This window comes from Nocardia sp. NPDC004278 (assembly GCF_053602975.1).
The window spans coordinates 77314-97815 of sequence record NZ_JBSGEQ010000011.1; the positions used below are offsets into that span (position 1 = coordinate 77314).

The 20502-nt window shown below is 66.9% G+C and carries 14 protein-coding genes and 1 pseudogene; 6 read left to right on the plus strand and 9 right to left on the minus strand.

Features of this window, described 5'->3' with window-relative positions:
- Positions 1-111: 111 nt before the first annotated feature.
- Positions 112-4152: a type VII secretion protein EccCa gene (gene eccCa, locus ACWEO2_RS18935; RefSeq protein WP_452406499.1), complete on the minus strand. Its 4041-nt coding sequence runs from the start codon at positions 4150-4152 to the stop codon at positions 112-114.
- A 174-nt stretch (positions 4153-4326) separates the two neighbouring features.
- Here eccCa and eccD point away from each other — a divergent pair, with 174 nt between their 5' ends.
- The 3 genes from eccD to ACWEO2_RS18950 are packed head-to-tail and all read left to right on the plus strand — an operon-like array spanning position 4327 to position 8029.
- A complete protein-coding gene (gene eccD / locus ACWEO2_RS18940; protein ID WP_452406500.1) occupies positions 4327-5793 on the plus strand; it encodes a type VII secretion integral membrane protein EccD in 1467 nt (488 codons plus the stop codon).
- Between the two features lie 41 nt (positions 5794-5834).
- Entirely contained in the window at positions 5835-7196 is a 1362-nt protein-coding gene (gene mycP, locus ACWEO2_RS18945) for a type VII secretion-associated serine protease mycosin (RefSeq protein ID WP_452406501.1), read from the plus strand.
- Positions 7197-7255: 59 nt separating this feature from the next.
- Positions 7256-8029, plus strand: coding sequence for a potassium channel family protein (locus ACWEO2_RS18950; protein ID WP_452406502.1), 774 nt, complete (start codon positions 7256-7258; stop codon positions 8027-8029).
- Between the two features lie 4 nt (positions 8030-8033).
- Here ACWEO2_RS18950 and eccB read toward each other — a convergent pair whose 3' ends face one another.
- On the minus strand, positions 8034-9521 hold the full coding sequence (eccB, locus tag ACWEO2_RS18955; protein WP_452406503.1) for a type VII secretion protein EccB: 1488 nt from the start codon (positions 9519-9521) through the stop codon (positions 8034-8036).
- A gap of 112 nt (positions 9522-9633) precedes the next feature.
- Between eccB and eccE the strand changes: the two genes are divergently transcribed.
- Entirely contained in the window at positions 9634-11283 is a 1650-nt protein-coding gene (eccE, locus tag ACWEO2_RS18960) for a type VII secretion protein EccE (protein ID WP_452406504.1), read from the plus strand.
- Between the two features lie 210 nt (positions 11284-11493).
- On the opposite strand, the gene ACWEO2_RS18965 is transcribed toward eccE, so the two are convergent.
- Positions 11494-12054: an NADPH-dependent FMN reductase gene (locus tag ACWEO2_RS18965; RefSeq protein ID WP_452406505.1), complete on the minus strand. Its 561-nt coding sequence runs from the start codon at positions 12052-12054 to the stop codon at positions 11494-11496.
- Between the two features lie 178 nt (positions 12055-12232).
- Between ACWEO2_RS18965 and ACWEO2_RS18970 the strand changes: the two genes are divergently transcribed.
- Positions 12233-13075: an NmrA family NAD(P)-binding protein gene (locus ACWEO2_RS18970; protein ID WP_452406506.1), complete on the plus strand. Its 843-nt coding sequence runs from the start codon at positions 12233-12235 to the stop codon at positions 13073-13075.
- Between the two features lie 460 nt (positions 13076-13535).
- Here the strand turns inward: ACWEO2_RS18970 and ACWEO2_RS18975 are convergent.
- Positions 13536-14519, minus strand: a pseudogene (locus ACWEO2_RS18975) (NAD-dependent epimerase/dehydratase family protein); the annotation flags it as partial.
- A 90-nt stretch (positions 14520-14609) separates the two neighbouring features.
- Positions 14610-15419, minus strand: coding sequence for an S-methyl-5'-thioadenosine phosphorylase (locus ACWEO2_RS18980; protein WP_452406507.1), 810 nt, complete (start codon positions 15417-15419; stop codon positions 14610-14612).
- A gap of 258 nt (positions 15420-15677) precedes the next feature.
- Between ACWEO2_RS18980 and ACWEO2_RS18985 the strand changes: the two genes are divergently transcribed.
- Entirely contained in the window at positions 15678-15995 is a 318-nt protein-coding gene (locus ACWEO2_RS18985) for a metal-sensitive transcriptional regulator (protein ID WP_354951877.1), read from the plus strand.
- A gap of 7 nt (positions 15996-16002) precedes the next feature.
- On the opposite strand, the gene ACWEO2_RS18990 is transcribed toward ACWEO2_RS18985, so the two are convergent.
- The 4 genes from ACWEO2_RS18990 to ACWEO2_RS19005 are packed head-to-tail and all read right to left on the minus strand — an operon-like array spanning position 16003 to position 20481.
- Positions 16003-16911: a TAXI family TRAP transporter solute-binding subunit gene (locus ACWEO2_RS18990; protein ID WP_452406508.1), complete on the minus strand. Its 909-nt coding sequence runs from the start codon at positions 16909-16911 to the stop codon at positions 16003-16005.
- Positions 16908-18332: a sensor histidine kinase gene (locus ACWEO2_RS18995; RefSeq protein ID WP_452406509.1), complete on the minus strand. Its 1425-nt coding sequence runs from the start codon at positions 18330-18332 to the stop codon at positions 16908-16910. The genes ACWEO2_RS18990 and ACWEO2_RS18995 overlap by 4 nt, the downstream gene beginning before the upstream one ends.
- 42 nt (positions 18333-18374) lie before the next feature.
- Positions 18375-19034: a response regulator transcription factor gene (locus ACWEO2_RS19000; protein ID WP_354951792.1), complete on the minus strand. Its 660-nt coding sequence runs from the start codon at positions 19032-19034 to the stop codon at positions 18375-18377.
- Positions 19035-19080: 46 nt separating this feature from the next.
- A complete protein-coding gene (locus tag ACWEO2_RS19005; RefSeq protein WP_452406510.1) occupies positions 19081-20481 on the minus strand; it encodes an MFS transporter in 1401 nt (466 codons plus the stop codon).
- Positions 20482-20502 lie beyond the last annotated feature (21 nt).

Here is a 20502-nt window from a genome sequence, read left to right on the forward strand (position 1 = left end):
CAACGAGATCCCCATTGCTACCGAGCACGACCGACGGCGGCGCATCCCAATGTGTGGCCGGGCCACGCGCCCAAACGCGGGTGTCCGTCACCACCAGATCGACACTTGGCATCATTCCGCCGGAGGCATCCACGCCAGCTGAATCAGGCCCTCGCTATTGCGCGTGACGTAGGTACCGCGCCCGGGCGGTTTGATACCCGGGCGGGTGTTACCGAACAACACGCCCTCGTCCTTATTGCAGCTCATGACCAGAGCGGCCGAACCGAGATCCTTCATACGCGCGACCGTCGCTTCGTACAGTGCGCGACTCGCACCACCGGAGCGTCGCGCGATGATCACATGGAAACCGAGATCTCGGGCGTGCGGAAGGTGCTCCAACAGCGCCGATACCGGGTTACCGCTGGAGGAGGCGACCAGGTCGTAGTCGTCGACGATGACGTACAGCTCCGGACCGCGCCACCAGGAGCGATCGCGCAGCTGCTGCGGGGTGACATCGGTACCCGGCGTTCGCTGGGCCACGTAGGCGGCGAGATCGGCCATGTTCTGGGTGAATTGCGGTGCGGTGGAACCGTATCCGGCCAGATATCCGTCCGGTACCAATCCCAGCATGGTGCGCCGGTAGTCGCCCAGGATGAAGCGTGCCTGGTCGGGTGTGTTCGAGGCGGCGATGCCCTCGATGATCGAGCGCAGCAAGGTGGTCTTACCGCTCTCGGTGTCACCGATGACGATGAAGTGCGGGCTCTCGGTGAAGTCGAGGTATACCGGCGCCAGCTCGGATTCGTTGATGCCGAGTGGAATTCGCATGCACTTGGCTTCCGGGTTGACCTGCGCGGGCCAATTGCCGGCCAACTGCAGCAACTGTTCCCGTGGCAACATCTCCGGCAGCATCCTCGCCGCGGGCGCGGGACGGCCCGGCGTCAGTCGAGCGATGGTCGACACCGCGTCCGCGACGGCCTGGCCGAGATTCTCTTGGGCGGCACTGCCATCGATGCGCGGCAGACCCGTCAACATGTGCAGGCACTCCGGCGTCATACCGCGACCGGGGCGGCCCTGCGGGACCAGCGATGCGAACTTGCGGCCCAGGTCGGAGTCCATCGGGTCGCCGAGGCGTAGTTCGATGCGGGTGCCGATCTGGTCTTTGAGGGCGGGGCGGGCTTCGGCCCAGCGGGCCAGGGCGATGACGACGTGCACGCCGTAGGACAGGCCCTGGACCGCGAGGTTCATGATGGGCTGTTCGAGGGGGTCGAAGTCCTGGCGGATGGAGCCGAAGCCGTCGATCACCAGGAAGACGTCGCCGAACGGATCCTCGTGTGCGCCAGTGGCGCCGGGGCTGCTGGCCGGGTCCATGGCACGCAGACGGCGGAATTCGGTCATCGATTCGATGCCGAGTTGGCGGAAGCGGGCCTCGCGCTGGCGGACGATGGTGGTCATTTCGGCGATGGTGCGACGGACCTTGTCCTCGTCCAAGCGGCTGGCCACCGAACCGACATGCGGCAGCCCTTCCAGGCTGGCCAGGGTGCCACCACCGAAATCGAGGCAGTAGAACTGCACCTGCTCGGCGGTGTGGGTGAGGGAAAGCGCCATGATCATGGTGCGCAGGGCGGTCGACTTACCCGACTGCGGACCGCCGACGACGGCGACATTGCCTCGCGAACCCGACAGGTCGACGACGAAGGGGTCGCGGCGCTGATCGTAGGGGCGGTCGACAATGCCCATGGGGGCGCGCAGGGTGGCGACGGCGGAGTATTCGCCGGTCAACACGCTGCGCGGGATGAGCTGGTCGAGGGTGGGCGCCTCGTCCAGGGGCGGGAGCCAGATCTCGTGGGCCGGGCGGCCGTGGCCGCGGATGCGGGAGGCCAGCATATTGAGGTTGGAGATCTGTTCGCCGTCTTCGGACTGCGGTTCCGGATCGTGCGTCGGCTCGGACGGCAGCGGGACGCGGTCGATGGCGCGGAAGTCGACATGGGTGGCGGTGAAAGGGCGTGCCTTGATGTCGATTTCACCGCCAGCAACACCGGCCTGGGTGACCTCGCGCTGGGAGCCGCCGCCGACGTAGGGGCCGGAGACGTAGGCGGCCTGGAAGCGCTGGATCTCGCCGGAGTCGGACTTGAGATAGCCACCGCCGGGGATGCCGGGCAGGTTGTAGGCGTCGGGGACGCCGAGGACCTGGCGGGATTCATTGGCAGAGAAGGTCTTCAGACCGATGCGATAGGAGAGGTGGCTCTCCAGGCCCTTCAGCTTTCCCTCTTCGAGGCGCTGCGAGGCGAGCAGCAGGTGCACGTGCAGCGAGCGACCGAGGCGGCCGATCATGACGAACAGTTCGGCGAAATCCGGATGCTGGGTGAGCAATTCGGAGAACTCGTCGAGCACCACGAACAGTGCGGGCAGCGGGTCGAGGTCGGCACCGGCGGCGCGGGCCTTCTCGTATTCGGAGACATTGGCGAAGTTGCCCGCCTGGCGCAGTACCTCCTGGCGGCGGTTCATTTCACCGGCCAGCGCGTCACGCATACGGTCGACGAGGTCGGCTTCCTCTTCGAGGTTGGTGATGACGGCCGCGACGTGCGGCACACCATCCAGACCGAGGAAGGTCGCACCACCCTTGAAGTCGACGAGCACCAGGTTCAGCTGGTCCGGTGAGTGCGTGGCCAAGAGGCTGAGCACCAGGGTGCGGAGAAATTCCGACTTACCGGAACCGGTTGCGCCGATGCACAATCCGTGCGGGCCCATACCGCTCTCGGCGGCTTCCTTGATATCGAGTTCGATGGGCGCACCGTCCGCGCCGACACCGAAGGGCACGCGCAGCCGCTCACGGCCGTAGCGCGGGCGCCAGGCGTGTTCGGGATTGAACGTACCGATATCGCCGAGCTTCATCAGCTGGGTCCAGGTCGAGATCACTTCGGCGTCATCGTGTTCGACATCGCTGCTGCGCTGGGTCGCGGCGCGATACGGGGCGAGGCGGCGCGCGACCTGCTGGGCCTGCTGCGGGCTGATCCGGTCGATGAGCGCGAACCGCTCCTGATTGCCGGTGGCGCCGCGACCGACGCATTCACCGTTCTCGACGACCATCTTGATGCCGCGGGAAACCGCCAAACGCGGTGCGTAACCGCACAAGTCGATAATGGTGACGCCCTCGTAGCCGGATTCGCGAAGTTGGTCTTCTTCGGCCTCCAGCAGGCCGCCATCGACGACAATGACGATATGCACCAGGTTGGCATTGGCGGGCTGGTTGCGGGAGTAGCGAACGCGGTTGGCCAGCAACGGATGCAGGCCGGCGGTGGCCTCGCGGATCGAGCCGTAGAACATGCGCTGGGTGCCGATACCGTCCTGCGCGTCCGGATGCTGGGTGTGCGGCAGCCACTTGGTCCACGCCCATTCGCGGGCGGTGTCCGGGCCGCAGACGACGGCGATGAGCACCTGGTCCGGCGCCTGGAACATGCACAGCTGCAACAGCATTGCGCGGGTCATATCGCGGGCCTCGGCGCGGTCACCGTCGAGTGCGATGGTCGCGAAGCCCTTGACCGCGATCGCGGTCGGCAGATCTGGAACCGTGGAGTGCGCGCGCACGAAGCGGCGCAACGAAACCGCCGCGATCGGCTCCAATTCCTCGACCGGACCGGTCTCCGGCGCGACCAGACGGGTGGCCAGGCGCTGTCCGCCGATGCCGATGCGGGCGTGGCAGAAGTCCTTGTCCCCGGCCCGACGTTCCCACATGCGGGAAGTCCCCGCCAGCATCCAGATCAGGGCCGGTTCCGGGTGACTCCACTCGACCGAGGCGCGCTGCTGGGCGGCGGTCTGGTCGACATCCTTGCGGACCTGGTCGAGATAGCGCAGATAGTCCTTGCGGTCCTCGTTCGCCTCGGCTGCCTTCTGTCCCTTGCCGCCGCCCTGACCGGCGAACATGCCGACCATGGAGACGACCATCATCATCGGGAACATCATGCTCATCGGATTCGATGCGATGCTGCCGCCCTGAGTGAACAGCAGCGCCATCATGCCGACCATGCCGACGACCATGACGACCGGCATCAGCTTCGAAACCAGACTGCCCGGTGTCACCCTTGGGATTTCGGGCGGCGGCTGCAGCGTGACCTCGCCACCGGGCGAGCGCGGCATCTCGCGACGCGCACGCCGCTGGAACCGGACGGTACTCATCGAACGAGATCCCCCTCTTCGCAAGCTGCACTTTTTCGGCCTCAGTGTAGAGGCCACAGCTGACATGTCGTACAGTTCGACCAGCATTCTGCTGCCCGAACGGTGGGTTCGCAAGCTCGGCCCCCTCGCTCACGGGACGCGGAAATACGAGGTAGAGACCGAGTTGGGGGAAGCTTGACGCACGCGCGACTTGACCACATCGACGAAGAATCCTCGCGCGGCATCGTCCGTGCACCCGACCTCGCGCGGGTCACGATTCTCGCGAAGCACACCCAGGTGGATATGGCGATTCCGGTCGATGTGCCGGTCGCGCTGGTGATTCCGAGTGTCGTCGATATGGTCGCTCAACACAGCCGCACCAATGACTTCGACAATGAGGGCGAGCGCTTCGAGCCCGCGGAATGGGTGCTCGCCCGAATCGGCCATCCCCCGTTCTCCAATTCGCTGAGTCTGGGCGAGCACGGTGTGCGCGACGGCGAATTGCTGATGCTGGAAAGCGCTTCGCACACCGCGCCGACGCCGCTGTTCGACGACATCATGTACAACGTCGCGATCGCCGATGCCGATCACTATCGCAGCTGGACACCGAAGGTCGCGCGGATCACCGGTTCGGTGCTCGCCGCGCTCACCATGATCGTGGGCTGCCTCGGTCTGCTGCTGTCCAAGGATGCGCTGCCGGGCTGGGTGAGCGGTTCGCTCGCGCTGACCGTGGCGATTCTGCTCGTGGTCGCGGGCATGGTGCTCAGCAGAATGTACGGCGAAACCTCGACCGCGCTGGTGCTCGGCGGCTGTGCGCTGCCCGCCGCGTTCACCGCCGGAATGCTCTATGTGCCAGACGATTACGGCTGGGCGCATCTGCTGCTCGGCTCGGTATTGGTCGGTGCCACCGCGATTCTCGCGTGGCGGGTCACCGGAGTCGGGCTCGCGCTGTTCATCGGCGCTGCCACGCTCGCGGTGTACGCCGTACCGTCCGCGTTGGTCGGCGTGCTGACCGACCAGCCGGAGAAGGCCATCGGCGCGGCCGTCGCCGCGCTCGGCCTCGCGGGTCTTTCACTCGCACCACGGGTTTCGATGCTGCTGGCAAGCCTGCCGCTGCCGCCGGTGCCGTCCCCGGGCACCCCGATCGATCCGACCGAAGACGATCCGGACGATCACCGCGCGCTGCCGACCATGGATGTGCTGCGGACGAAATCGGAGCGGGCCCGGATGTACCTGGCCGGACTGGTCGCGGCTACCACGCTGCTCTCGGTGGCGGGTGCGCTGGCAGCCACCGATCCCGGTGCGGACGATCCGTATTGGCCCGGTATCGCACTTGCGCTGGTGACCGCGGTGGTGCTGATGTTCCGCAGCCGCACCTACGCGGGCGCGGAGCAGGCGGTGGTGCTGATCGCGGGCGGCGCATCGATCGTGCTGATCATGATGGTCGGCGTGGCCATCGGTATGGAGCAGCCACTGGCCGTCTTCGGGGCGGCGATGGTCGTGCTGATCGCCGCGCTGATTCTCGGCATCATCATTCCGAACCAGTCCGCGACACCGCCGATGCGCCGTGGCGTGGAACTGCTCGAGTACGCGTTCGTGGCCGCCGTGCTGCCGCTGGTTTTCTGGGTGGCCTCGCTCTACTCACTCGTTCGCGGGCTGTGAACCGGCATTTGCGCGTCGCGGCTGCGGTCGCGGCGTTGGGCATGAGCGCGTCGCTGGGGCTCGGCGCCGGCGCCGCGTCCGCCGATCACCCGCCCACGGTGAACCCGGGTCTGCTGCCCGCCGGTGATCCGGCGGCGCCGCCCGAAAAGACCGAGCGGCCAGCGAATTCCGATTGTTCGAACACCGTATCCGGCGGTGAGGGCGCGACGATCCCCACCGCGCAGCGCTCACTCGATCTGGACAGCGCGTGGCGGTTCTCCAAGGGCGAGGGCCAGACCATCGCGGTCATCGACACCGGTGTGGCCCGCCATCCCCGATTGCCCGGACTCATCGCCGGTGGCGACTTCGTGGCGAATTCGGGCGATGGCACCGAGGATTGCGACGGGCACGGCACTTTCGTCGCGGGCCTGATCGCCGCGTCGAAGGTGGACGGTCAGGGGTTCTCGGGTGTCGCGCCGGAAGCGCGCATCATGACGATCCGGCAGACCAGCAAGATGTATCAGAAGGAGGGCCGGTCCAGGGAGCGCAATCCCGACGACCTGCCCGAGGGCTACGGCAATCTGGCCACCATGGCCTCGGCGATCCGGCGCGCGGCCGATGCGAACGTCAGCGTCATCAATATTTCCGAGGTGTGGTGCGGCTCGTCCAATGACGTCGACGGATCCATCGGTGCGGCAGTGCGATACGCGACGCTGGAGAAGAACGTGGTCGTGGTCGTCGCCGCCGGCAACCAGGACGGATCCTGCAAGACCGAACAGCAGATCATCGATCCGCTCAATCCGTCCGCAGATCCGTGGAGCAATGTCAAGGTCAATGTGAGCCCGGCGCGCTGGGACGACTATGTGCTCTCCGTCGGCTCGATCGATGCCAATGGCGCGCCGTCGAAGTTCACCGTGCCCGGCCCGTGGGTGAGTGTGGCCGCGCCGGGCGAGAATATGGTCTCGCTCGACCCGCGCGGGACCGGCACCGCAACCGGCACGGTGAATCAGCAAGGGCAGCAACAGGCGATGAGCGGCACCAGCTTCGCGACGCCACTGGTGTCCGGTGTGGTCGCGCTCGTGCGTGCCCGCTTTCCGGAGCTGAGTGCGCTGGACGTGATCAAGCGGATGCAGGCCACCGCGCACGCGCCCGCGGAGGGGTGGAGTCCGCACATCGGCTATGGCGCGGTCGATCCGGTCGCGGCGCTGACCGATGAGGTGAGCAGTGCGCCGCTGCCGCCCAAACGGCCGAGCCCGGCCAGAAGCGCCCAGCTCGCGGTGCCCGCACCGGCGCCGCCAGCGGACAACCGGGCCCGCAATGTCGCGCTGATCGGTACCGGGATCATCGGCGCCGCACTGGTTCTCGGCTACCTCGCCTCGTTCCCGATCCGACGCCGGTTCGGGGTCAAGTCCGACGATATGTAGCGTCGTCGTGGCAAACGGCGGCACATAGGTGTCGCACCCGATCGATACAGGTAGTTCCCATGGTCCTGACGCGCGCAGCAGAACACGACGACGGACAACCGAGCCGTAGACAAGTCTGGGAACACGCGACCGGTATCCCGATGGTGGTGCTGGCCGTGCTGTTCATCGGCGTCTACGCCTGGCATGTGCTGGATACCGGTGCCTCACCGCAATTGGATGCCTGGCTCGAACGGGTCGACATCCTGATCTGGGCGGTTTTCGCCGCGGACTTCGGCATCCGGATATGGCTGTCGACCGATCGCTGGCGGTTCGTGCGCACCCACCCGCTGGAACTGCTGATCGTATTGTTGCCGCCGTTCCGGCCGGTGCGGCTGCTGCGGGCCGCCCTGCTGGTGCTCGATACGCTCAACCGCAATCGGGTGACCCGCGCTCGGCTGGCGATATTCGTCGGCACCAGTTCGGCATTGACGCTGGTGCTGTGCAGTCTGGCGTTCTTCGATGCCGAATACGGCGCGCCCGACAGCAAGATTCACAACTTCGGTGACGCGCTGTGGTGGTCGATGGTGTCGGTGACCACCGTCGGCTACGGCGATGTGTATCCGGTGACCGTGCACGGCCGCCTGATCGCGCTGATCCTGATGACCCTCGGCATCGGCCTGATCAGCTTCGCCATCGGCACCACGACCAGCTGGGTAATGGAGCAGCTGCGGAACGTCGAGGTGACCGCCGACCGCACCGACCGGGAGATCACCGTGCTGATCGACGAAATCCGCTCGCTGCGAGCCGAAGTCGCCGAATTGCGTGCAACTGCGATGCGGGACAGTTCCGACTAGTCGCTCAATTCGCCGAGGCGACAGGCGATTTCGAGGGTGACGGGTCCGCGGCGATACCGTCATGGGCGACCATGGCATTGGCGCGGGCCAGGCTCGGACCGGCCGCGAGCAGTCCGACGATCGGCCACGGTGCCGGCTCGGCCTTCGTGCCCGAATCGGTATCCATGCCGAGTGCCTTCTCGGCATCGGCATCCTTGACGCCGTAGCGGACACCGGTGTCGGCGATATAGAACTTGCTGTCCTTGCGGCGGCTGTCCGGTTCGATACCGGTGGTCTGGACGAATGCGCCGGTGCCCGGCGGAACGTAGACCGAGTCGGCATTGGCGCCGGAACCGTCCGCTTGAGCCAGCGGCACCAGTTTGGCCTTATCCGGAATCGGCAGTGCCACACCGGTCAGCACCGTCAGCTCGGCACGATTGCCACCGTCCTTGCTGTCCGCGGCCGCGGACAACGGCTTCCAGGACAGGCAGCTGACCGGCTGGTCCTTGTAGTCGACGATAGATGGCACGATCTGCGGATACGTACTCACCTGCAGTGCGCTCGACACGTCGGCATAGGTCTTGTCGATCTGGTCGACGACGTCATTGCTCGATGTCGAGCGATACCGGTTACGGATGATCTCGGCGGTCACCGCCGAGATCGGCTGCAGACCGTCCTGCAGCACAACGTATTCCGTATTGGGTTGTGCTGGCACGTGCACCACATCGCCGATCCGGTGGTTGCCGACCGAGTAGCTGACCGAACCGCCCGGGTTGTCGATCTTGGGCGGCGTGATCGCCAGCACTTCGGGAATGGTGTTGAGCAGGCCCTCACCGATCGGCCGGGCCGTTGCGCCGGTGATCTTCAGCGCGTCGGTGACGGCGCGGTCCTTGAGGTCCACGCGGGCGCGCTTGTTGTCGTACACCAGGTACGTCGCGTCCTTGCCCTGCACCAGCAGCGCCCGGTCCCTGCCCATGACCGAGGCCTTCTCGCCGAGCGAGAGCTCACCGGCCAGCACCGAGGTGGTGAAATCCTTACTGCCGTCGACCTTCAGCTGGTCGCACACGGTCCAGATTCGGCCCTTGCCGTCCTTGTCGAAGCGCAGCGAGGAGGGGGCGCCCGGGATGCCGATCAGCTGTCCGCGCGCCTTCTTGCCGATCTCGGATTCCTTGACGATGACGGCCTTTTCCGGCGAACCCGCGGCCAGCCGGGCCGATGCGAGGTTCAGCGTCGGATGCACCACATCATTGATCACCACATAAACCGCGCCGGATTCCTTGCCGATCAGAATCTTGCTGCTGCCGATCTTGTCCTGCGGGCGCAGCAGTGCGAGCACGCCGCAACCGGCCAGCACCACAATCGCCATGATCAGTCCGGCCGCGTAGGCGCGGGACTGGGAGCGCATCGGATCGTGCAACATTCGCACGTCCCGGCGGACCAGTGCGTGTTCCATCCGGCGGACCAGGAAGCGGTAGCCGCTCACCTGCCAGCGTGTAGTGGGTTTTGAAGGCATGTTTCCCTCCCCGAACAATGCTCGCGTTCGCGGAACACAGTACAGTTCCCGAGGACTATTGTTCAGTTCGGCCGATCCGAAACGGCCGATACCGGGTACTTGGGGGATGACGATGGCCGAACAAGCCGGGGCGGGACCACGCCCGCTGCTCGGGCGCATCTCGCTGCGGAACCTGCTGCTGGCGCAGGTGATCGGACTCGCGGCCGGATTGCTCGCCTTGTTCGCCGGACTGGGCGGCTGGCCCGCGTTGGGCGTCGCGGTGGCTGTGGGAGGGCTACCGCTGATCCCGATCGCGAAGCGCACCATCCTGGACTGGATCGCGACCTGGTGGCGCTATCTGACCCACCGCGACTACCAGATGGGCGACACCGTCGACTTCCGCGGCCCCGACGGACGCTCGCTCGGGTTGTACTGGGACGGTACCCGGGTCGTCACGGTGGTCGAGGTGCTGGCCCCCAAGGGCGGGCTGACCCGGATCGCCCGCACCACCGTGCACGCCTCGCATCTGTTGCCGCTGCCCGAACTGGCCAAATGCCTGAACCAGCACGACATTCTGCTCAGCGGCATCGATATCATCAGCCACGGTCACCGCAGCCGCTCCGGTACACCGGCGGGCAAGATCTACGAATCACTGCTCGGCCCGCTGCCCGCCACCGCGCACCGCAATGTCTGGCTCGCGATCAGCTTCGACGCGATCGCCTGCCCGGAGGCCGCGGCCCGGCGCGGCGGTGGCGCCGAGGGCGCCTCGCGTGCGGTAACCATTGCGACACAACGCATTATGCGCACCCTCGAGGACGCCGACTGCAGCGCCCGCATTCTGACCGCACCGGAGATCCGCAAGGCGGTCCTGCAGGTCACGCAGGGCTTCGACCCGCGCACGCTCACCCACCGCTGGCGCTATGCCGAGGTCGGCAACAGCGTGAATATCGGCGGCGCCGTCGACCCGAAGCGGCTCGGCTCGGATCTGCTCTCGCAGCTGTGGGTCGCGCCGTCGCGCGGCACGACGGTCGCGGTGCGGCTGCGTCCCGGTAGTTCGGCCGAATCGGTGAGCATCGGGGCGGCCTGGCGGTTGACCGCGCGGGAGCTGCCGGAGCGCACCAAGCTCAGGGGTCTGATCTCGATGAACGGGCGGCAGCGCGACGGACTGCTCGCGCATCTGCCGCTGGCCATTCCGGATCTCGACGATGCCGTTCCGGTGACCGAGTATCCGATCGATGTGATCGGTGCGCTGCACCTGCCGTCCTCGGGCTGCGGTCAGCTCATCGGCTCCGATGATGAGGGGCAGGGCGTCGCGGTCCGCATCGTCGGTACCGGTATCTCGACGGTCTACCTGGCCGGTGAGCTGTATCTGGCTCAGCAGTTGGTGTTCCGCGCGCTGGCCGTCGGCGAGCGCATCCTGATCCGCACCGATCGGGCGCACGCCTGGGAGAACCTGGTGACCACCATCGGGAATCCCGAACGGCTGCAGATCGCGGTCGAAACACATCAGTCCGATGCCGGATTCACCGCGACCGTGGTCGATGGTGTGCTGGCTCCCGCGCCGCACGCCGGTGTCACCACGATCTACGTAACCGGCGACCCGATGGGCTGGCCCGCCACCCGCCCGGACCTGTCGATCCACCAGCCCGGCGCCATCGGCAACCATGTCGTGCTGCGCACCGGCACTGCCCAGGTCGACCTGACGCTGGTCTCCATTCCACGCGAGGCCACCTACATCGGCCACCCCCGTGGCCGCCGTGCAATGGCGGGTAGCCCGCAGTAGACATCGCGGTTGCCGGACGGGACAGCTACCGAAGGCGGCTCGACACAGAGGTCCGAGCAGGTAAGGGTGTGCACCTGCCGGTGTCCGTCCGCGCGAAGTCGAGCGGCCCGGCCGCCGAGTTTGCGGTGCGGGGCCGGCAAAGGGGGCGCATTCCCTTTCCGCGGCCCCATATCCCGCATGAAGTGTGCAAGGCTGAACTGCTGAGAGGTATCAGCCGGGGTAGGGGTTGGTGGTGCGGGCTTCGCGGAGAGTTCTTGCCCACCAGGCCAGTTGGCGGATGAGGCGTTGGGCGGCGTCTATGGCGGCGCCGTCCTGGGTGTTGCCTGCTCGGTCGAATTGCTTCTTGGCCTGGTGGAAGCTGACGGTTTCGCGGATCGAGACCATGTGGATTTCGGCGACCACCTGGCGCAGTTGTTCGACCGCGCGCAGGCCGCCGGAGAGGCCGCCGTAGGAGACGAATCCGATGGGCTTGGCGCGCCATTCGTGTTTCGCGTTGTCGAAGGCGGTTTTCAGGGAGGCCGGATAGCCGTGGTTGTACTCGGAGGTGATCGCGACGAAGGCGTCGGCCGCGGCCAAGCGCTGGCGGTAGGCCGTCACCTCGGCGGTCGAGACCAGATCCGTCGGTAGCGGGGTGGTCATGAGATCGATAACGCCGGTATCGAATTCGGGGCTCGCCCGGACCGTGCGCAGGAACCAGTCGGCGACCACGGGAGCGAATCGCTCCGGGCGCGTGCTGGCCACAATGACCTCTAGCCGTAGCGGAGTTTCCACTGCGCGAGCCTAACGCCGCGGGCCGCCGGTACGGTCGAAGCGGGCGCGGCGATCTCGATTCGGTCGACTTCGGCCGACGGCATATTTACCTGGGATGGGGAGACGCCGACACGGCGATTTCGCATGATGGGACGAGTAGATTCGTCGACCGAACTCAGTGCGACACGGAGGAGCGAACATGATCCTGGTAACCGGCGCGACGGGCAATATCGGCACGGAACTAGTTGCAACGCTGAGCAATTCGGGCAATGCCGTGCGGGCGCTGGTCCGCGATCCCGCTCGCGCGCAGCTGCCCGCCGGTGTCGAGGCGGTGACGGGCGATCTGAATCGGCCGGAGAGCCTGACCGAGGCCCTGGACGCGGTCACCGGGATGTTCCTGCTGCCGGGCTATGCGGACACTCCGGACCTGCTCGCGCGCGCGAAAAAGGCAGGGGTACAGCACATTGTGCTGCTCTCCGGCGGTTCGGCGGCGCTGGCGGATATGAACAACGCCGTCTCCGCGTATATGACACAGGCCGAGCGGGACGTGCGCGAATCCGGTCTGGCCTGGACGTTCCTGCGCCCACGCTCGTTCATGTCGAATGCGCTGCGCTGGTTGCCGCAGCTCGCACAGGGTGATGTGATCCGCGCCCAGTTCCCCGACGTACCCGTCGCCGCCATCGATCCCGCCGATATCGCGGCCGTCGCGGCGGTCGCCCTGACCGGCGGCGAACTGGCGGGCCGAATCCTCGAGCTGACCGGTGCCCGAGCCCTGGTGCCCGCCGACCAGGTCGCCGTGCTCGCCCAGGTGCTCGACCGACCGCTGGTCTGCACGGGTTTGACCAACGAGCAGACGCGCGCCGAACTCGAAGCGACCATGCCACAGAAGTACGTCGATGCATTCTGGAGCTTCTTCGTCGACGGCACCTTGAACGAATCCCAGATACACCCCACGGTGCGAGAGGTAACCGGCCGAGAACCGCGCACCTTCGAACAATGGGCGCGCACCCATGCCGACGCCTTCACTTCTCCGGCACAGTAGCCGAACCAGCCTCTGGCTTCGGTGCGGGCGTTCGACCAGGGAGCGCCGACTCACTCGGCTGCGACATGCCGGTCTCAGGTCTCGGGGCAGCCGATTGGGGAGTTGGGGCGACAGCATTCATGTTCGGTGAGGCGACCTCAGGTGTCGCTGACTCCGGAGTGGGCGCAACGGTTTTCACGTTCGGGGCGGGCTCGCTCGGGCGCGAGACTGCGGCATTCGCATCCAGCGCAGGCGCGTTGGGGCGCGAGACCGCGACGTTTGCATTCGTGACGGGCGCATTCGGACGCGAGACCGCAACATTCGCATTCGTGACGGGTGGGTCCTGGCGAAGGTCCGCGGCCTTCGTGATCGGTGCGGCGGGGTGCGACTCGGGGCGTTGCGGCCCAGGCGTGTCCTGCGCGACCCGCACATGTAGTGGCGCGGATTCCGGGCGGGGTGTGGTGGTTTCCACTGCGGGGGCGGCGAGTTCGGCCAGGCCCTGGGTGGGTCGGATTTGGGCGGTGAAACCCAGTGCGCGCCTGGCTCGTTCGGGGTCGGCGACGATGTGGCGGGCATCGGCCAACAGGTAGCGGCCGGTTACCACCGGGTCGGGGCCGCCACGGGATTTGGCCATGATCGAAGCGACCTCCCACATGGTGATCGGGTGGCCGGAGGCGATGTTCAAGGGTACGAAGCCGGGGAGGCGTCGGTCGACGGCGGCTACGGTGGCGGTCACCATGTCGTCTACGTGCACGATGTCGCGGACCTGTCCGCCGTCCTCGTCCACCAGGGGCGGTCTTCCCTGATCGAGTGCGGCGAGGAACTTTCCGATGAATCCGGAGCGGGTACCCGCGCCGTAGCCATTGTGGTATCGCAGCGCCGTAACGGCCGCACCGGTCGCCAAACCCCAAGCGAGCGCATAGTTTTCCTGCGCCATCTTGCTCGCCCCGTAGAATCCGCGCGGGCGCAGCGGCGCATCCTCGTTGAGCGGCTCCCAGGTGAGCAGTTCTCCGGTGCGCGGGGACAGGTGGTCGAACATGCCGCGATCCAGATCGGCCCGCCGCCGCAGCCCCGGATAGAACGGCCCGCTGTTCATTCCGCGATAGCGCCCCTCGCCGTACACCACGATGGACGAGGCGAGCACCAGATGACGAACCTTCGCCCGTCCCATCACGTCGAGCAGTACCGCGGTGCCCACATCATTGTGCGCGGCGAACACCGCCGATTCGGGCGCGGAGGTGACCGCCGCGAGATGGCATACGGTATCGATACCGCGCAGCAACGGTTCGAGCGCATCGGCATCGCGCACATCTACCCGCGAAACGCCTTCGGGCACTTGCGCATCCGGCCCGTGCACCGCTTCGTACAGCACATCGATCGCGACCACCTCGTGCCCGGCCGCGGCCAACGCTCGCCGCAATCGCGCCCCGATGAACCCGGCTGCCCCGGTGACCAGCACTCTCATCGCATCCACACCCCGCGTTCGGCTCCGAACCCAATCTGACTAAGGGTATTTCCGTACCTGTCGGTCACTCGGTACAGCCAGCATCATTTCTCACGGCAGTTCGAACGGCAGCGATACTCCCGCGTGCACCCGGCAGCGGTCGCAGGTGTCGGTTCCGGTGACCGCCGAAACCGAACGCCGGATCAACTCCTTGAACGGGCCGAGGTTCTTCTTGAATTCGGCGAAGACGTCGACCGCGTGCACGCCGTCGCCCTCCTCCAGACCGGCATCCAGGTCGGTCACCAACGCGACTGCGGCATAGCACATTTCGAGCTCACGGGCGAGCACCGCCTCTGGATGCCCGGTCATATTGACCAGTTCCCAGCCCTGTGCGGCGAACCAGCGGCTCTCGGCCCGGGTGGAGAAGCGCGGGCCCTGCACCACGACCATGGTCCCCGAGGCTTTTACCGGCAGCGCGTCGGTCGCGGATTTCGTTGCCGCGGAACGCAGTTCGTCGCAATACGGATCGGCGAAGGAGACGTGCACACCACCGCCGTCGAAGTAGGTCTGCGGACGGCCGGAGGTCCGGTCGACCAGCTGATCCGGCACCGCTACGGTGCCCGGCCCCCAGTCCGCGCGCAGGCTGCCGACCGCGCACGGCGCGAAGATCCGCCGCACCCCGATCGAGCGCAGCGCCCACATATTGGCCTGGTACGGCAGCGTATGCGGCGCGAATTCGTGCTGCTTGCCGTGCCGGGGCAGGAAGGCCACCGGGCGACCCTCCACCTCACCGACCGCGATGGGCGCACTCGGCTTGCCGTAGGGCGTATCGACCTCGACGGCGGTCGCCTCGTTATCGAAGAAATCATAGAAGCCACTACCGCCGATCACGGCGAGCGCGGGCCGAAGATCCAAACTCATGCACCGATTCTCTCGCCAGCCCCCGTCGCTCGACCAGACCGGGTCCGGATCCGACTAACTGGACCTTCGTCCATGATGGCCTGCGCCACGTGCGCTCGGTGCCGACCTGACAATTCCCCCACGGCACTGTACCCTAGGGGGGTATTAATCCAGGTCCGGCCGGAGATCCGGCGAGCAGCGAGGAGACAGTCGGTGACACCCACCCCGTCGCACCATGACACCACGCCCGCGCCGGGCCGGGACAGCGCGGCCGAGGGCGTGACCACCCATGACCACGCCGCGCACGACCATGCCTCGCACGGCTACATCACCGCCAAGGACGACTACCTCAAGCGCCTGCGCCGGATCGAGGGCCAGGCCCGCGGCCTACAGCGCATGGTCGAGGAGGAAAAGTACTGCATCGATATCCTCACCCAGGTCTCCGCGATGACAAAGGCACTGCAGGCTGTTGCGATGGGTCTGCTGGAGGACCACATCAGCCACTGCGTGGTGGATGCGGCGGTCACCGGCGGCCCGGAGGCCGATGCCAAGATCAAAGAGGCCACCGACGCCATCGCCCGCCTGGTCCGTTCCTGACCGGGGATCAGCCGTGCCGTCGTCGGTAGACCGCGGCCGCACCCGGGTGCAGCGGGACGGAATCGGTTCCGATGAGTGATCGGGTATCCAGGAACTGGGTGCCCGCCGCCTCGGCCGGTACCAGCGCATCCGCCCGGGAGACCAGCAGTTCGACGATCGCTCCCGCCGCGGCGTCCGACATGGTCGGGGCGGCGAGCAGCAGATTCGCGACGCCGACCGTCCGGATCGCCGCGCCGCCGTCATAGGCGTCGGCGGGAATCTCGACCAGGTCGTACAGATGCCCGAACCGTTCCCGCATCGGCGCCGCCAGCTCACCGAGTTCGATGAGCCGCAGCCGTTGCGGTACGTCGAGCACATCGGTGGGTACGCCACCGGCCCACAGCAACGCATCCAGCTCACCGGATTCCACGCCCGCCACCGCATCGCGCAACGGTCGATGCGAAATATCCACGTCCACACCGGGATTCACGCCCGCGGCCCACAGCAGCCGCTCCCCGGTGACCGCGGCGCCGGATCCCGCGGCGCCGAGGTTGATCCGGGTGCCCCGCAGATCGGTGACCCGCTGGATCGCGCCTTCGGACCGCACGGCCAGTTGCAGATAGTTCTCGTACACCCGGCCCAGCGCCACGACCGGCTGACGCTCACCCTGCACCGAATCGGCGAGTGCCAATGCCGCATCCACCCGTCCGCTGGTCAGCATTGCCAGATTCTCCTGCGACCCGGTTGTCGGCACCGGCTCGATCCGCACCGTCCCCGCCTCCGCGGCGACGGCCGCGAGCAGCCGCGCGAATGCGTGATAGAAGCCGCCGACCTCACCGGAGGCCAGCCGCACGATTGCCACATCCCCGCCACATCCGACGGCACCGGCCGCGATACCAGTGGCGGTGAGCGCCAAGAACGTCCGCCGTGTGATCACGTCCGCACCGCCTGCGGCAGGCGGATCTGGATGGCGAGTCCGTGCGGTTGGACCGGTCGCACGCTCAGCGTGCCGCCGCGTGCCTGGGCCAGCGCCGCTGCGATCGGGAGGCCGAGACCGGAACCGCCGGAGGCGGCGCCGGAGCCACGGAAGAAGCGGGTGGTCAGTTTATCGATCTCCACGGGTTCGACACCGGCGCCATTGTCCCGCACGGTCACCGTGACCCAGCCCGGTTCGGTATCGACCACCATGACGGTCTGCGCACCGGATCCGGCGTATCTGCACGAATTGCTCAGCGGCACATCGAGAATCTGGGCGAGCACATCGCCGGAGACCGCCGTATCGGCCTCCGGCACCATGGGCGCCGCGGACAATTCCTGTCCGGCATTCTCGTATGCGGAGTACCAGGCGTCGACTCGGTCCGCGACCAGCTGTACCGCGTCGCAGTGGTTGTCGGTAGCGGTGGGGGTGCGCGCGGCCTCGAAGGCGGCGGGCGTCTCGGCGACCGCCAGACTCAGCAGACCATCGAGCAGCGCGGTCAGCCGGTCGACCTCGGCACCCGCACTGCGGAAGGTCGCCACCGCGCTCTCCGGGATCGCATATTCCAAGGAGTCGAGACGAATCGTCAAGGCGGCGAGCGGATTTCGCATGGCATGTGCGGTATCGGCGACCAGCTGGCGTTGCGCGTCCGCCGAATCGGCGACGGCGAGCGCCATGGCATCGAAGGATTCCGCAACCGCGCGCATCTCCGGCGGCCCGCCGTGATGCCGGGCGATGGACACGTGCGCGGCGGCCTGGGCGCGCGGCTTGGGCAGGGTCGCGGTCAACTCGGCGACCGCCTGGGACAACGCCGCCAGCGGGCGCAGCACCCAGCGCCCCAGGCTCAGCGCCAGCATCGTGAACACCACCATCATCAGCACCGCCCCGACCGCGATCACCGTCCACGCGCGGGCGATATCGCGGCGGGCGCGCGCGGTGGAGGCCTCGATCACCACCGCACCGTTGACCTGCACCCCGGTGCCGACGGGCCGGGCGATCAGCACCGTCGGCCCACTCCACGGTGTCAGTCGATTGACCGGCTGCGGCCGCTGGTTGCGGCGGGCGGCGGCGACCGCGGCCTGGACCGGAGCCGACGCCACATCCACCCCCGCATTCACTGCTCTGGCGCCGCGGGCATCGACTACCAGCACGTTCTCCGCATACAGATCGTGATAGCGGCCGACCTCATCGGCCAGCGCCCGGCTGTCCCCCTCGGCCACCGCGGCATCGGCGAGGGCGGCGAACCGGTCGGCATCGCCGGAGCGATCGGCCACGAATTCCTGGGTCCGGCTGGTCGCGAAGGTCAGCGACAGCGGTACCGCGAAGGCGAATACCGCGATCGCCGCGAATACCGTCAGCGCGACGAGTAATCGTCTGCGCATACTGGCTCCGCTTCTCTTACCTGGACTCGCGGGTCGATGTGATCACTGACCCCAGCGGTAACCGTAGCCGCGAATGGTGGTAATCAGCCCAGGTCGGTCCAATTTCGCACGCAGTCCGGTCATATGAACGTCCAGCGAACGCGAAACCGCGACGAATGCGTCGCCCCAGATCCGATCCATCAGTTGCTGGCGGCTGACCGCGGCCCCGGGCCGCTCCACCAATGCCTCGACCAACTCGAATTCCTTCTGGGTCAAGGCGATCGGCTGACCGGCGACCTCGACCACCCGGGCCGCGAGATCGACCCGCACATCCCCGGTGACCACCTCGGCCCGCTCCGGTTGCGATCCGGCCGCCGCGCGCCGCACGACATTCTCCAGCCGGGCCATCAATTCCGCGATCCGCGGCGGCTTCACCAGATAGTCGTCGGCACCGCCGCGCAGCCCGCGCACAATCGAGCGTTCGTCGCTGCGCGCGGTCAGGATCAGCACCGGCACCGAACTCACCTCGCGCAGTTGGCGCAGCACATGCAGACCATCGCCGTCGGGCAGTCCGAGGTCCAGGATGACCGCGTCGTAACCGCGGTGGGCGGTGAGCAGATCCGCGCCGCGGCGCTTACGTTCGGCCTGATAACCGCGGGCGTTGAGGGCTTCGACCAGCGCGTCGCCAACGCCGTCATCATCTTCGACCACCGCAAGCCGCACCCGCCGATCCTCCCATAGCGGATGACCGGCGTGTGCGAATGGGCGATCAGGGCCGCACGGCTGCGAGGTCACGGTCCGGCTCGGCGACTGGCGCATCCGTCTTGGTCAGCGAGATATCGGCGGCGGCATCGGCATCGATGGCCGACCCGCTCGAGGTCTCCCGCATGAACCAGTAGGTGAGCAGCGAGATTCCGATGCATCCGGCGACGTACCAGAAGTACAGCGATTCGTGATGGGCCTGCTTCAGCGACAGTGCGATGGTTTCCGCGGTGCCGCCGAAGATCGCCACGGTCAGCGCGTACGGCAGGCCGACGCCGAGTGCGCGGATCTTGGTCGGGAACAGTTCGGCCTTCACGATCGCGTTGATCGAGGTGTAGCCGGTGATGATGACCAGCGCGGCCATCATCAGCGCCCACGCCGCGATCGGATTCTTGGTGTGCGCGAGCACGGTCATGATCGGCACGGTCAGCAGGGTGCCAGCCACACCGAAGAAGATCAGCAGCTTGCGCCGCCCGACGCGGTCGGACAGCGCCCCGGCCAGCGGCTGCAGTATCACGAAGACCAGCAGCGCGATGAAGTTGATCCACGAGACGGTCGACTTGGAAATACCGGAGGTATTGATCATGAACTTCTGCATGTACGTGGTGTAGGTGTAGAACGCCACGGTGCCGCCGAGCGTCAGACCGATCACCAGCAGGCATTCCCTGGGGTACTGCAACAGCATCCGCAGCGAACCGCGCGCGGGCTGCTGAGCTGCACGCCCCTGCTGCGGCACCCGCTCGGCCTCGACCTCGGCCTCGAAGTGCTCGGATTCGTCCATGCTGCGCCGCAGCCACATCACAATGAGCGCGGCCGCCGCGCCGATGACAAACGGAATGCGCCAGCCCCAGTTGTTCATCTGGGCGTTGTTCAGGAACTGCTGCAGGATGATCTGCACACCGAGCGCGACCAGCTGACCGGCGACCAGCGTGACGTACTGGAAACTCGAGTAGAACCCACGCTTACCTGTGGAGGCCACCTCGGACAGATACGTTGCGCTGGTCGCGTATTCGCCGCCGACCGAAAGGCCCTGCAACAAGCGGGCGAGCAACAGCAACACCGGTGCCGCGATACCGATGGTCTGGTATCCGGGCGTCACCGCGATCAGCAGCGAACCCGCAGCCATCACGGTCACCGAGAGGGTCAGCGCCGAGCGGCGTCCGAACTTGTCCGCATAGCGTCCGAGTGCCCAGCCACCGAGTGGCCGCATAAGGAAGCCGACCGCGAAAACCGCTGCGGTGGACAGCAATTGCGCGGTGGAATCACCCTTCGGGAAGAATGATTTCGCGAAGTACACGCTGAACGCGGCGTAGACATACCAGTCGTACCACTCGACAAGATTGCCGATGGAACCGCGCAATACGTTGGCGACCACCCGGCGCTCGCCCACGGGCTGTGTCGTAGTCACAAGATCTCCTTCTTCGACGCG